This is a genomic window from Streptococcus sp. W151 (assembly GCF_053010205.1).
Map to the genome: position 1 here is coordinate 56,959 of NZ_JBRKNT010000006.1, position 13,022 is coordinate 69,980.

General features: G+C 43.3%; 15 protein-coding genes and 2 pseudogenes. All 17 read left to right on the forward strand.

Features of this window, described 5'->3' with window-relative positions; all coding sequences use genetic code 11:
- Positions 1-22: 22 nt before the first annotated feature.
- A complete protein-coding gene (locus ACVC7Q_RS08680) occupies positions 23-880 on the forward strand; it encodes a MetQ/NlpA family ABC transporter substrate-binding protein (protein ID WP_447265565.1) in 858 nt (285 codons plus the stop codon).
- Between the two features lie 72 nt (positions 881-952).
- Positions 953-2,326 (forward strand): M20/M25/M40 family metallo-hydrolase, encoded by a 1,374-nt coding sequence (locus ACVC7Q_RS08685; protein ID WP_447265566.1) that lies wholly within the window; start codon positions 953-955, stop codon positions 2,324-2,326.
- The gene (locus tag ACVC7Q_RS08690) at positions 2,319-3,386 is read left to right on the forward strand and encodes a methionine ABC transporter ATP-binding protein (RefSeq protein WP_447265567.1); all 1,068 of its coding nucleotides are present in this window, start codon (positions 2,319-2,321) and stop codon (positions 3,384-3,386) included. The genes ACVC7Q_RS08685 and ACVC7Q_RS08690 overlap by 8 nt, the downstream gene beginning before the upstream one ends.
- The gene (locus tag ACVC7Q_RS08695; protein WP_447265568.1) at positions 3,383-4,075 is read left to right on the forward strand and encodes a methionine ABC transporter permease; all 693 of its coding nucleotides are present in this window, start codon (positions 3,383-3,385) and stop codon (positions 4,073-4,075) included. The genes ACVC7Q_RS08690 and ACVC7Q_RS08695 overlap by 4 nt, the downstream gene beginning before the upstream one ends.
- Positions 4,076-4,090: 15 nt before the next feature.
- A complete protein-coding gene (locus tag ACVC7Q_RS08700; protein ID WP_447265569.1) occupies positions 4,091-4,669 on the forward strand; it encodes an MptD family putative ECF transporter S component in 579 nt (192 codons plus the stop codon).
- Positions 4,670-4,686: 17 nt separating this feature from the next.
- Positions 4,687-5,535 carry an SAM hydrolase/SAM-dependent halogenase family protein gene (locus tag ACVC7Q_RS08705; protein WP_447265570.1) on the forward strand — a complete coding sequence of 283 codons (849 nt, stop codon included), beginning with the start codon at positions 4,687-4,689 and terminating at the stop codon, positions 5,533-5,535.
- 13 nt (positions 5,536-5,548) lie between these two features.
- Positions 5,549-6,100, forward strand: coding sequence for an ECF-type riboflavin transporter substrate-binding protein (locus ACVC7Q_RS08710; RefSeq protein WP_195424018.1), 552 nt, complete (start codon positions 5,549-5,551; stop codon positions 6,098-6,100).
- Positions 6,101-6,239: 139 nt separating this feature from the next.
- Complete coding sequence (locus ACVC7Q_RS08715; protein ID WP_003005328.1) at positions 6,240-6,434, forward strand: helix-turn-helix transcriptional regulator; 195 nt, start codon at positions 6,240-6,242, stop codon at positions 6,432-6,434.
- Positions 6,435-6,462: 28 nt separating this feature from the next.
- Positions 6,463-6,945, forward strand: coding sequence for a DUF6773 family protein (locus ACVC7Q_RS08720; protein ID WP_447265571.1), 483 nt, complete (start codon positions 6,463-6,465; stop codon positions 6,943-6,945).
- A gap of 10 nt (positions 6,946-6,955) precedes the next feature.
- Positions 6,956-7,138, forward strand: coding sequence for a hypothetical protein (locus tag ACVC7Q_RS08725; protein ID WP_447265572.1), 183 nt, complete (start codon positions 6,956-6,958; stop codon positions 7,136-7,138).
- Between the two features lie 3 nt (positions 7,139-7,141).
- Entirely contained in the window at positions 7,142-7,447 is a 306-nt protein-coding gene (locus ACVC7Q_RS08730; protein WP_447265573.1) for a DUF6773 family protein, read from the forward strand.
- Between the two features lie 150 nt (positions 7,448-7,597).
- A complete protein-coding gene (trhO, locus tag ACVC7Q_RS08735) occupies positions 7,598-8,581 on the forward strand; it encodes an oxygen-dependent tRNA uridine(34) hydroxylase TrhO (protein WP_447265574.1) in 984 nt (327 codons plus the stop codon).
- Positions 8,582-8,680: 99 nt separating this feature from the next.
- Positions 8,681-9,586 carry a DUF4299 family protein gene (locus ACVC7Q_RS08740; protein ID WP_447265575.1) on the forward strand — a complete coding sequence of 302 codons (906 nt, stop codon included), beginning with the start codon at positions 8,681-8,683 and terminating at the stop codon, positions 9,584-9,586.
- Positions 9,587-9,742: 156 nt separating this feature from the next.
- Positions 9,743-10,516 (forward strand): nucleoside phosphorylase, encoded by a 774-nt coding sequence (locus ACVC7Q_RS08745; RefSeq protein ID WP_447265576.1) that lies wholly within the window; start codon positions 9,743-9,745, stop codon positions 10,514-10,516.
- Positions 10,517-11,368 (forward strand): annotated as a pseudogene (locus ACVC7Q_RS08750) (DUF3744 domain-containing protein); the annotation flags it as partial.
- Positions 11,369-11,395: 27 nt separating this feature from the next.
- Positions 11,396-12,199, forward strand: a pseudogene (locus ACVC7Q_RS08755) (energy-coupling factor ABC transporter ATP-binding protein); the annotation flags it as partial.
- Positions 12,192-13,022, forward strand: a complete 831-nt coding sequence (locus ACVC7Q_RS08760) for an energy-coupling factor transporter transmembrane component T family protein (protein WP_447265577.1) — start codon at positions 12,192-12,194, stop codon at positions 13,020-13,022. The pseudogene ACVC7Q_RS08755 and the gene ACVC7Q_RS08760, both read left to right, overlap by 8 nt.

Sequence of the window (13,022 nt, forward strand, 5' to 3'; positions counted from 1 at the left end):
TTTATTTAAAGGAGATTTTAAAATGAAATTGAAAAAAATTCTTGGTTTAACAGCTCTTGCAGCTGTCGCAACAGTTGCTCTTGCAGCATGTGGTTCTTCAAAATCATCTAGCAAAGATGGTGAAACAACAGTTAAAGTGGGTGTCATGACTTTGAGCGACACTGAAAAAGCTCGTTGGGATGCAGTCGAAGAAAACCTCAAAGGAAAAGGCATCAAATTGGAATTCACCCAATTTACAGATTACTCGCAACCAAACGTGGCTGTAAAAGATGGTAGCGTAGATATCAATGCTTTCCAACACCACAACTTCTTGGATAACTGGAATTCTAAAAATGATGATGCGCTTGTCTCTGTAGCGGATACTTACATTGCTCCAATCCGTCTCTACTCTGGTACAGAAAACGGTAAAAATAAATACACTTCTATCAAAGAAATTCCAAAAGGTGGAACCATTGCCGTACCAAATGACCCAACAAATGAAAGCCGCGCCTTGTATGTCTTGCAATCAGCAGGTTTGATTAAATTGGATACCAAAGATGGACAATTGGCAAACGTATCAAACATCAAAGAAAATTCAAAAGATTTGAAGATTTCTGAATTGGATGCTTCTCAAACGCCTTCTGCTCTTCCTTCAGTAGATGCTGCTGTCATCAACAATACCTTCGTTCGTGAAGCAGGGGTTGACTTCAAAAAAGCGATCTATGTTGAAAAGAAAGACAACAACTCAAAACAATGGTACAACTTGATTGCTGCTAAGAAAGATTGGGAAAAATCTGACAAAGCAAAAGCAATCAAAGAAATCATCGATGCCTATCATAAAGACAATGTGAAAAAAGCGATCGAAGAATCTTCAGAAGGAATGGACCAACCAGTCTTCTAAGAAACGGTCTCTAGTGTATGAATGAGGTGGGGAAGAAATTCTCTACCTCTTATCTCGTATTAGGAGGAATGCATGCCTTTTGCTACAGAAGCGGAACAAATCCGTAAATTTGAAAATGATGAGGTTGCGCAACACTATTTTGAAGTCTTGCGGACCTTAATTTCAAAAAAATCCATTTTTGCTCAACAGGTTGGCCTCAAGGAAGTGGCCAATTATTTGGGAGAAATTTTTACAGCTGCAGGAGCTAAAGTGGAAGTAGATGATAGCTACACAGCTCCCTTTGTCATTGCTAAATTTTTCTCCCCAAATCCAGACGCAAAAACCATCATCTTTTATAACCACTATGATACAGTACCAGCGGATGGAGACCAACCTTGGACGGGAGATCCTTTTACCTTATCGGTTCATTACGGGACCATGTACGGTCGAGGGGTTGATGATGATAAAGGTCACATTACGGCCCGCCTCACAGCTTTGCGAAAATACATTCGTGAAAGTGGCGATTTGCCAGTCAATATCACCTTTATCATCGAAGGGGCAGAGGAGTCTGCATCGACTGACTTGGATAAATACTTAGCTAAACATAAGAAACACTTGCGAGGGGCAGATCTTCTAGTCTGGGAACAAGGAACCCGAAACAATCAAGGACAACTGGAAATCTCCGGTGGTAGTAAGGGAATTGTGACCTTTGATATGTTGGTGAAGAGTGCAGAAGTGGATATCCATTCCAGCCATGGTGGTGTCGTAGACTCTGCTTCCTGGTATTTGTTAAATGCTATTGCAAGCTTACGTGACAAAGAAGGCCGAATCTTGGTGGATGGGATTTACGATCAGATTCAAGAACCCAATGAACGCGAGCTCGCTTTGATTGAACAATATGCCAACAAGGGGCCAGAAGATGTAGCGGCAACCTATGGTCTAACCCTCCCAATTTTGAAGGAAGATCGCAAGGAATTTCTGCGCCGTTTCTATTTTGAACCAGCTTTGAATATTGAAGGTTTTGGCTCTGGTTACCAAGGCCAAGGTGTCAAGACCATTCTTCCAGCAGAGGCGCGTGCTAAGATGGAGGTGCGCTTGGTTCCAGGACTAGATCCCAAAGATGTCTTAGAAAAGATCAAGCAGCAATTGAAGAAAAATGGCTATGATCAGGTCGAATTGGTCTACACTCTCGGTGAAATGAGTTACCGCAGTGATATGAGTGCCCCATCGATTTTAAATGTGATTCGGCTGGCCAAAGATTTCTATAGAGAAGGGGTCTCTGTTCTTCCTACAACAGCGGGAACAGGACCAATGCATACGGTATTTGAGGCTTTGCAGGTGCCGATGGCAGCCTTTGGAATTGGCAATGCCAATAGCCGTGATCATGGGGGCGACGAAAATGTGAAAATCGCCGATTATTACACCCATATTGAATTAATAAAGGAGTTAATAGCAAGTTATGAGTAAAGCAATGATTCAGCTGGACCACATCGATGTGACCTTCCAGCAAAAGAAACGTCAGATCCAAGCCGTCAAAGATGTGACCATTCATATTAATGAAGGCGATATTTATGGGATTGTAGGGTATTCTGGAGCCGGGAAATCGACCTTGGTTCGGGTGATCAATCTCTTGCAAGTGCCTAGCGCCGGAACCATCACTGTGGATGGAGATGTGATTTATCAAGATCAGGTAACTTTGAAACCAGCTGCCCTAAGAGAGAAGCGTCGGGATATCGGGATGATCTTCCAACACTTCAACTTGATGGCTCAAATGACTGTCGCAGAAAATGTTGCCTTCGCTCTTAAACATTCTAAATTGAATAAAGAACAAAAGAATGAGAAAGTGGCGAAATTGTTGGAACTAGTCGGTTTAGCTGACCGTGCAGAAAATTACCCAGCCCAATTGTCTGGTGGTCAAAAGCAACGGGTAGCGATTGCGCGTGCCCTTGCAAACGATCCAAAGATTTTGATCTCAGATGAGTCAACTTCAGCCCTGGATCCAAAGACGACCAAACAAATTCTAGCGTTGTTGCAAGAGTTAAATAAAAAACTTGGCTTAACCATTGTCTTGATCACCCATGAGATGCAAATTGTCAAAGATATAGCAAACCGAGTAGCTGTCATGCAAAATGGTGAACTGATTGAAGAAGGGTCTGTTTTAGATATCTTCTCAAATCCGAAAAATGCCTTGACGCAAGACTTCATCACCGTTGCAACAGGAATCGATGAAGCCATGGTGAAAATCAATCAACAAGCGATTGTGAAGAACTTGCCTGATGATTCGATTTTAGCGCATCTCAAGTATGCAGGTTCTGTGACAGATACAGCCATCATCAATGATATTTACAAGCAGTACCAAGTATCTGCCAACATTTTATTTGGGAACATCGAGATCCTTGATCACACTCCTGTCGGAGAATTGGTGGTTATCTTATCAGGTGAAACTCAAAATCTGGAAACAGCTAAATCTGAGTTAGAAAATGTAGGTGTTTCCGTGACTATTGTGAAAGATGGGAGAAAAGCATGATCCAGTTAATTCAAACGTATTTACCAAATGTTTATAAATTAGGGTGGTCTGGCCAGTATGGATGGGGAACCGCTATTTACTTGACTCTTTACATGACCGTTATTTCCTTCATTATTGGTGGATTTTTAGGTTTGGTGACAGGGCTTTTATTAGTCTTGACCCGTCCGGGTGGCGTCATCGAAAATAAAATCGTTTTCCAAATTTTGGACAAGATTACTTCTTTGTTCCGCGCCATTCCCTTCATTATCTTGTTGGCCTTTATTAATCCATTGACCTACTTGCTCTTGAAAAATACCATCGGACCTACAGCAGCCCTTGTTCCATTGTCCCTAGCTGTCTTTCCATTCTTTGCCCGCCAAGTTCAAGTGGTCTTGTCCGAATTGGATGGAGGCGTGATTGAAGCGGCCCAAGCCAGTGGGGCAACCTTCTGGGATATCGTCGGAGTTTATCTTCGTGAGGGTCTTCCAGATTTGATCCGTGTAACAACCGTGACCATCATTTCCTTGATCGGAGAAACCGCCATGGCAGGTGCCGTTGGTGCAGGAGGACTAGGAACCTTAGCCATCAACTACGGGAAAAACATGTTTAACAATGATGTCATCTTTGTAGCGACCTTGTTGATTCTCATTCTGATCGTTCTGGTCCAATTTATGGGCGATTTCCTATCCAAGAAAATTAGCCACCGGTAATGATGGGATAGATGCATGAAAATAATACAGAAACATCAGTTTAAGCAGGTTGCGGCCTTTGCAGGCTTGTATTTTCTTGCTATTGGCTTAGGCGTCCTGCTTGGAAGTCTGGTTGATCATCGAGGCAACATGTTTTATGCTCCAGCCTTCTCTGCTCTAGTTGGTGGAGCCATCTATCGAGTCTATGTTGAAAAAATTCAACGAACAGGAGCCATTCTAGTCGTAGCTCTTGTGATTGGTGCTTTTTTCCTTTTCACTCGTCATGGGGCCGGAGCTTTTCTTCCTGCTCTTGTTGGAGGCCTCTTGGCTGAATTGGTCGCAGCCCGTGGCCACTATCAGTCGAAGCTAGGCAATGCGCTTTCCTTCCTCCTCTTTTCCTTTACGACGACAGGGCCCATTCTTATGATGTGGATCCAACCGGCTAGTTACCGTGCTTCTTTACTAGCCCGTGGGAAGTCGATGGATTATATTGAACGCGTTATGGTACCGTCGAATATGGGAACGGTGAGCTGGTTTATACTGACCCTTCTTCTTGGAGCTCTACTAGGTTATCTTCTTGGACAATTGGTCTATCAAAAGCTAGATAGAAAATGATATGATGGAGAAGAAATATGCACAATAATTTACTAGTCCTTCAGTCAGACTTTGGTCTGGTAGATGGGGCTGTCTCTGCTATGATCGGGGTTGCCTTAGAGGAATCACCAACCCTCAAGATACACCACTTGACCCATGACATTACACCTTATAATATCTTTGAGGGAAGTTACCGCCTCTTTCAGACAGTGGATTACTGGCCTGAGGGGACAACCTTTGTTTCGGTCGTCGATCCGGGTGTCGGCTCTAAACGAAAGAGCGTCGTAGCCAAAACGGCCAAAAATCAATACATTGTCACACCAGATAATGGGACCCTCTCTTTCATCAAGAAACATGTAGGGATTGTTGCCATTCGTGAGATTTCAGAGGTGAAGAACCGCCGGGCCAATACAGAGTTTTCTTATACCTTCCATGGGCGCGATGTCTATGCCTATACAGGAGCTAAGTTGGCCAGTGGCCATATCAGCTTTGAGGAAGTAGGTCCAGAACTCAGTGTTGAACACATTGTAGAAATTCCAGTGGTGGAGACCATCATTGAAGAGAACTTAGTTAAAGGAGCAGTCGATATTCTAGATGTGCGCTTTGGTTCTCTGTGGACTTCGATTACTCGGGAAGAGTTTAATCATTTGGAACCCGAATTTGGGGAACGCTTTGAAGTGACCATCTATAACAATGACATGCTGGTTTACCAAAACCAAGTGACCTATGGCAAGTCTTTCGCTGATGTGCGTATTGGACAGCCAATCCTTTATATCAATTCCCTCTACCGTGTTGGTCTTGCCATCAACCAGGGATCCTTTGCCAAGGCCTATAATGTAGGAGTTGGGGCTTCTTGGCATATCGAAATTAGAAAAATGGAAAATTAATAGGAGATAAAATATGAAACAAAAACAAGCTTTTTCAATTAAGGATGTTGTAGCCATTGGGGTTGGAGCAGCCCTCTTTGTCGTAATTGCGATGATTCCAATTCCGGCACCTGCACCGAATACGAGTATTCAGTTGCAATATGCCCTTCAGGCCCTCTTCAGTGTAGTTTTTGGACCAATTGTTGGTTTCTTAATGGGCTTAATTGGTCATGCCATTAAGGATGCTATGTCAGGTGGTCTATGGTGGACTTGGATCATTTCAAGTGGTTTGTTTGGACTCTTTGTTGGTTTCTTCCGCAAACAAATTGGTGAACTCAAAGGAGAAGTGACCAAGAAAGAATTGATCGTCTTTAACGTTGTGCAAGTCATTGCCAACTTGCTTATTTGGGGATTGATTGCTCCGATTGGGGATGTGATGATCTACAAAGAAAGTGCCAACAAGGTCTTCCTTCAGGGTGTTGTAGCAGGTTCTGTCAATGCTTTAGTTGTAGCTATTGCAGGTTCTCTTCTCTTGATTGCCTATGCTCGTACCCAAACAAAAGACGGAAGTTTGTCTAAAGACTAATTATAAATAAGAAGAGAAAGCCTGGGAAATCAGGCTTTTTTTGTTTATCAAAAATATTTTTTACAAAATGGAATATATATATTGCAAAATAGAAAATATAGTGTATAATAGAGCTATAAAAACAAGAAAGGAAAAGCATGTGGCGAAAAATCTCAAATTAAAAATGGCCCGGGTCGAACATGATATGACCCAGGGGGATCTTGCAGATGCCATCGGGGTGACACGTCAGACCATTGGCCTGATCGAGGCAGGGAAGTACAATCCGACCCTCAGCCTCTGCCTAGCAATTTGTAAGACCTTGGATAAGACGCTGGATCAACTGTTCTGGGAATAACAGTTTTAACAATAGAAAGAGGAAATAAATGAAACAAAAGAAAGAACCAATTGTAAAAGATGAGCGGACCATGTTGCTTGATGGAAAAATTGCAGGGGAACTTGTTCTAGGAATGACCTGCTTTATTGCAGTCTCTGCCTTTGTGAAAGCTAGTATCCTGGACTTGGACCTAATAGCCTATATTCCAGAGCTCATTCTCTTGATTGTCATGGGAGCTTATGCCTTTGTGAGAAGGATCAGTTCAGGGATTGATGTTCGAGATATGTTAGAAAAAGATAGCTGGTTGAGCCGCCTTGGGTCAGGTCTAGTCTTTGCTGTGCTGTTGATAGCCATGGATGTGATTGGAAAGCGAGAGGCAGCGAGCTTTATCTTGAGTCCCAAGTATCTGGTCAAAATTTTATTAGAAATCGTCGTCTTTGCCATCTTGACTTATCTGCTTGAAAAACCACTTGCTCTTATCAATCGGAAAAAACAAGAGAAGATAGAGGCAGAGTTAGAGGATGAAGAATAAGGAGAAAGCAATGAGATTACAATTGCTGAACAAACAAATCATAGATGAACGAGAAGAAGGCTTAGCTAATAAGGCTGGTGCGGAGACGGCTGGTTTTCTGATCCTTGCCTTAACTGTTTTTAGTGTAGGATCCATTTTTACATCTAAGGTGGCGTTAACTCCAATCATGGTGGTAGCCTTACTCATCGTCTAAGGATTGTATTATTCGGTGCGTTGTCAACGATTAGGTGTGAGATTTATCAGTTATAGCTATCTAAATGTGATGGGAATTGTAGCAGTAACCCTTGTTCTTTCCTTGTTCATCTGGGCTCAGAATTTTCAATTAAACCAGGCTGTCTATCAGTCAAATCCCTTCCATTCAAAATTCTTGCTGGTGCTTCCGATCACATTTCTCCTGAATCTTCCGATTGTATGGGGGATGAATTTCCTTGTGATGCTCCTAGCCAAAGTAGAGAAAAAACGCTATGAAGTCTATCTAGATCAGTTGGAAAAGGAAGAGTAGTTAGTTGGAACCTTATTTTCATCGTAAAAAAGTCTGGAACCCCAGGCTTTTATTTTTCAGTCAAATAAATTGCATTCGTTTTCTGTGGAGAGTATACTGGTATAGTTGAATGAAAAATTCTGATAATTTAATCTTAGAAAAGAGAATCTTATGGCAAAACCTATTCGCGTATTACTCTATTACCTCTATACCCCCATTGAAAACGCAGAACAATTTGCGGCTGACCACTTGGCTTTCTGTAAATCAATCGGTCTTAAAGGGCGTATCCTAGTCGCTGACGAAGGAATCAACGGAACCGTATCTGGTGACTACGAAACGACGCAAAAATACATGGATTACGTTCACAGCCTTCCAGGTATGGAAGACCTCTGGTTCAAGATGGATGAGGAAGAAGAACAAGCCTTTAAGAAGATGTTCGTCCGCTATAAGAAAGAGATCGTCCACCTTGGATTAGAGGATGATAACTTCGATAACGATATCAATCCTCTTGAAACAACAGGTGCTTACTTGTCGCCAAAAGAATTTAAAGAAGCCCTTCTAGACGAGGATACAGTTGTCCTTGATACTCGTAACGACTACGAGTACGACCTTGGACATTTCCGTGGAGCTATCCGCCCAGACATCCGCAATTTCCGCGAGTTGCCACAATGGGTTCGTGACAACAAGGAAAAATTCATGGACAAGCGTGTCGTAGTTTACTGTACAGGTGGAGTCCGTTGTGAGAAATTCTCTGGTTGGATGGTGCGTGAAGGTTACAAAGATGTCGGTCAATTACACGGCGGTATCGCAACTTACGGGAAAGACCCAGAAGTTCAAGGAGAACTTTGGGATGGGAAAATGTACGTCTTTGACGAACGGATTGCAGTCGATGTCAACCATGTCGATCCAAGCGTTGTCGGAAAAGACTGGTTTGATGGAACACCATGTGAACGCTATGTCAACTGTGGAAATCCTTTCTGTAACCGTCGGATTTTGACTTCAGAAGAAAACGAAGACAAGTACCTCCGTGGCTGCTCCCATGAGTGCCGTGTTCATCCACGTAATCGCTATGTAGAAGAACACGACTTGTCACAAGCAGAAGTTGCTGGGCGTTTGGCCCTTATCGGTGAGACGCTTGATGGAGCACCTGCATAATAGAAACAAACAGTCTGAAAGCTCAGGCTGTTTTTATATGGAAATTGATTGAAAATTGTGCTATACTTTAGGTAAGCGATTTCACAAAGGAGAAAACAAATGAGTATCGTGTTTTCAATCAAAAATAAAAAGAGCTTATTTGGCTATCAGAAAGTACTCGCAGCACAGGAAGTTCTTAAATTGGTGGAAGGGTTGACAACCTACAACTATGATCCTGCTACTCTTCATCGTCCCTTAAATGATTTTGAAAGCTTGAACTGTATCGTGTACAGAAAAAGTGGTCTTCCTCTGCAGTTACGCTATTTTGATGAGGAAGAGTCTTATCAGATTCAGGTGCCCTCTTTTGCGATAGAAGAAGATTGGCAGTTGGCCCTTCGATGGCTAAGTCGTTTAGCAGAAGTGTTGGGAACGGAGATTGTGGCTAGCGACGGCGTGAGCTATACTCCAGATTCTATTTTCCATTTTGATTATGAAGTCGTTATCCTAGAAACGCTGGGGAATTTGACCAAGGAAAAAGATCTAAAAGAGTTTGAAGTACAAGGCTTCGCTCATCCGGTCTATTTGGATCGGGATACAGTGCAGGAAGTCTTGAACCATGTCCACCCCCTAGAAGCCTACTCCGCCTTTATCAAGAAGATTCAATATAGTGCAGCTTATTTCAGTCAAGTCCGTTTTTACCAACAGGAGGAGACGGGAGCCTTCTTAGCCAGCTATAGCTTGACAGAAGATACGGATACGGTCTTGCCAAGCGTGCCACATGTTCCTGCAGAATATGTAGAAATCGTGGGCTTAGCGGGTATCATTGATTGGCGGGTGCTATTGGTAGCGATCGAGGGGGATCCTGACAAGCCGGGAAATTACCATCCAATTGGTTCTCTTGCTCTGAAGGACTTACTGGAGGCCTTAGAGCCAGATGAATACCAGCTGCTAGATGCTAGTCAAATTGAAATCAAAAAATTGTCCAAAGAACGCTTGTTAGAATTAGCGCAGTTGGAAAACAAGTAACAATATCGTAGGGAACTGTCCTTCCGACGTTTGATCCGAAAAATCTAACGTCTGGGAGCAGTTCTTTTTTATACTCTTACCTTTGATCAAAAACCAATGACTAGGCTAATTGTGGTATAATAGGGACCTAGAAGTAGAATGAAAGAGGTGCACGAAATGCTGTTAGAAGAATTTGATGCCAATCGACAGGCGATTATCAACCCACAAGATCTACATGGTCCCATTGAAGGATTTCCCAAAGTAGTCATCTCTTGCTTTTCAAGAGTAACTTTTGCGCGCCTCCTTGAGAATTACGATCATGAGATCATTACAAGAACCTCCATGGCTAATTTTGAAGTCTTGGTCTATGGGATCACTATTGGAGACCAACAGATTGCCGCCTTTAATGCGCCCGTTGGGGCAGCTTCCTGTGTGGGGATTATTGAAGATTTGATTCAATTTGGGATGGAAAAACTGGTGCTCTTTGGGACATGTGGGGTTTTAGATCGAGATATCGAAGCAACCTCCATCATCATTCCAACAGCTGCTCTTCGTGACGAGGGGACCAGTTACCACTATCTTCCGGCTAGTGATGAAGTGGAAGTAAACAAGAAAACACTTCCTCTCTTCCAAGCCTTTCTGGACAGCCACAAGGTTTCCTATCAGTCAGGGAAAGTGTGGACGACAGATGCACCGTACCGGGAAACCATCGACAAGATGAAACGTCGAAAGGAAGCAGGAGCCATCTGTGTGGATATGGAATGTTCGGCAGTGGCAGCCTTAGCAGCTTTTCGGGGCTTTGAGCTCTGCCATTTCTTCTACGCGGCTGACCACCTCTCAGAAGAAAAATGGGATATCCGAACCTTATCTAGTCATGAGGATTTAGATGGCAAGGATCGAATTGCAGAGTTAGCCATCCAATTTGCGCTCTTATGGGAAAAGGCAAACTAAATGAAAGAAGCAATCATCGAATTGGAGGATTTTTCCTTCCAGTATAAGGCTCAGTCTGAGCCGACCTTAAAGGGGATTAACCTGACCATCTACGAGGGGGAAAAGGTCCTGATTGTGGGACCATCTGGCTCTGGTAAGTCAACCATTGGTCAGTGTCTAAACGGGATTATTCCCAATATCTATAAGGGAACCAGTAGTGGGCAATTTCTCATTCAGGGGACAGAAGCCTTTGATCATAGTATTTATGAAAAATCTCACTTGGTCAGTACGGTTTTACAGGATACGGATGGCCAGTTTATCGGTCTTAGTGTCGCAGAAGACTTGGCTTTTGCTCTTGAAAACGATATGGTGGAACCGGAAAGTATGAAATCTCGGGTTCACACCTGGGCAGAGCGCTTGGACTTGAGCAAGCTCTTGGACCATCGGCCTCAAGATTTGTCCGGTGGGCAAAAACAGCGGGTGAGCTTGGCTGGCGTCCTGATCGACGAAAGTCCGATCCTGCTCTTTGATGAGCCACTGGCTAATCTAGATCCCAAGTCGGGTCAGGATATCATTGATCTAATCGATCAAATTCATGAAGAGCAAGGGACAACAACCATTATCATCGAACACCGTTTGGAGGATGTGCTCTATCGTCCCATTGATCGGGTCATCTTGATCAATCAAGGGCAAGTCCTCTTTAATGGGGAGCCAGATGAGTTGTTGAGAACGACACTGCTAGCTGAAAATGGGATTCGGGAGCCCCTCTATTTAACAACTCTTCGCCAGTTAGGCCAGGATATCAGCAAGCTACCGAATTTGGACAAGGTAGAAAAACTACCACTTGGGGCTTTATCAGTGGAAATTCCAACTCCACATTTTGAAAAAGGTGCAGAGGCAGAAGCAATTTTAGAGCTTGGTCATTTGAACTTTGCCTATCGAGAAAGCCAGCCTATTCTTAAAGATCTTTCTTTAACCGTTCCAAAAGGCCAACGGCTAGCGATTGTTGGTAAAAATGGGGCTGGAAAATCTACCCTTGCTAAGGCGATTTGTGGCTTCATCCAGACGGAAGGAACCTATTTCTCAAAGGGAGAGGATATCAAGGGTGATAGTGTCAAGGAGCGAGCAGAGAGAGTAGGTTATGTCCTGCAAAATCCTAACCAGATGATTTCATCGACCATGGTGTTTGATGAGGTAGCTCTCGGTCTTCGCTTGAGAAATGTCCCAGAGGACCAGATTGAAAATCGTGTCCATCAAGCCTTGAAAACCTGTGGGCTCTACGAATTTCGTAAGTGGCCAATTTCTGCTCTATCCTATGGCCAGAAAAAGCGGGTGACCATCGCTTCGATTTTAGTATTGGGGCCTGAGGTTTTGGTACTGGATGAACCGACGGCAGGCCAGGATCAACGAAACTATACAGAAATTATGGATTTCCTTGATGAACTCCAGCAAAAGGGGCATACCATTGTCATGATTACCCACGATATGCAGCTCATGCTAGATTATTCCGACCGAGCAGTCGTGGTTATGGATGGGCAGGTTTTGGCTGATTTGACACCGGCAGAGCTCTTGACCCAACCAGAAATTTTGATACGGGCTAATTTGAAAGAAACGTCTATTTTCGCCTTGGCAAATCGACTTGGTGTCGATCCTCTTGCCTTGACCCAGTTTTATATGAATCAGAAGGGAGAAGGTCATGAATAATCGCTTAGTCGGCTACCATGCCGGAACCAGCTTTCTGCATCGCCTTTCAGGCGCTAGCAAGCTTCTTTTCTTATTGTTGGTATCATTAGCTGCCATGTTGAGTTACGATACTCGCTTGTTATTGGTCATTGGTTTGGGTGCCCTCGCCTTATTTGCAACCTCAGGCATTCGTTTGAAAGACATCTCTTTTGTTCTTAGTTTTGCCTTAGCTTTTGCCCTTCTCAATGTCTTGATGGTCTATCTTTTTGCCCCACAATATGGGGTAGAAATCTATGGAGCAAAAACAGTTCTTCTAGATGGTTTAGGAGCTTATAGCATTACAGCTCAAGAGTTGTTTTATCTTTTCAACCTTACTTTGAAATATGTCTGTACCATTCCTTTGGCTCTTATTTTCCTGATGACCACCCATCCTAGTCAATTTGCTTCGAGTCTCAATCAGATAGGGGTGTCCTACAAGATTGCTTATTCAGTCAGCTTGACCCTGCGCTATATTCCAGATGTGCAAGAGGAATACCAGATTATCAAGCTCTCCCAAGAAGCAAGAGGATTGGAGTTGTCCAAAAAAGCCAACTTTGTCCAGCGGGTGAAGGGAAATCTTCAGATGATTTCTCCCTTAATTTTTAGTTCTCTAGAGCGAATTGAAACGATTTCTACGGCGATGGAATTGCGACGCTTTGGAAAAAATAAAAAACGAACCTGGTACACCTATCAGGAGATGACGACTCGTGATCACTTGATTATCCTGGGGTCAATCTTTATGGTAGTCTTAAGTATCGTCTTGATTTGGGTAAACCAAGGTCGCTTCTATAATCCTTGGAGGTAA

Excerpts from the sequence above, each read along its gene's own strand:
- ACVC7Q_RS08680 (WP_447265565.1), top strand. The coding sequence starts at position 23 with ATGAAATTGAAAAAAATTCTTGGTTTAACAGCTCTTGCAGCTGTCGCA.
- ACVC7Q_RS08685 (WP_447265566.1), top strand. The coding sequence starts at position 953 with ATGCCTTTTGCTACAGAAGCGGAACAAATCCGTAAATTTGAAAATGAT.
- ACVC7Q_RS08690 (WP_447265567.1), top strand. The coding sequence starts at position 2,319 with ATGAGTAAAGCAATGATTCAGCTGGACCACATCGATGTGACCTTCCAG.
- ACVC7Q_RS08695 (WP_447265568.1), top strand. The coding sequence starts at position 3,383 with ATGATCCAGTTAATTCAAACGTATTTACCAAATGTTTATAAATTAGGG.
- ACVC7Q_RS08700 (WP_447265569.1), top strand. The coding sequence starts at position 4,091 with ATGAAAATAATACAGAAACATCAGTTTAAGCAGGTTGCGGCCTTTGCA.
- ACVC7Q_RS08705 (WP_447265570.1), top strand. The coding sequence starts at position 4,687 with ATGCACAATAATTTACTAGTCCTTCAGTCAGACTTTGGTCTGGTAGAT.
- ACVC7Q_RS08710 (WP_195424018.1), top strand. The coding sequence starts at position 5,549 with ATGAAACAAAAACAAGCTTTTTCAATTAAGGATGTTGTAGCCATTGGG.
- ACVC7Q_RS08720 (WP_447265571.1), top strand. The coding sequence starts at position 6,463 with ATGAAACAAAAGAAAGAACCAATTGTAAAAGATGAGCGGACCATGTTG.
- ACVC7Q_RS08725 (WP_447265572.1), top strand. The coding sequence starts at position 6,956 with ATGAGATTACAATTGCTGAACAAACAAATCATAGATGAACGAGAAGAA.
- trhO (WP_447265574.1), top strand. The coding sequence starts at position 7,598 with ATGGCAAAACCTATTCGCGTATTACTCTATTACCTCTATACCCCCATT.
- ACVC7Q_RS08740 (WP_447265575.1), top strand. The coding sequence starts at position 8,681 with ATGAGTATCGTGTTTTCAATCAAAAATAAAAAGAGCTTATTTGGCTAT.
- ACVC7Q_RS08745 (WP_447265576.1), top strand. The coding sequence starts at position 9,743 with ATGCTGTTAGAAGAATTTGATGCCAATCGACAGGCGATTATCAACCCA.
- ACVC7Q_RS08760 (WP_447265577.1), top strand. The coding sequence starts at position 12,192 with ATGAATAATCGCTTAGTCGGCTACCATGCCGGAACCAGCTTTCTGCAT.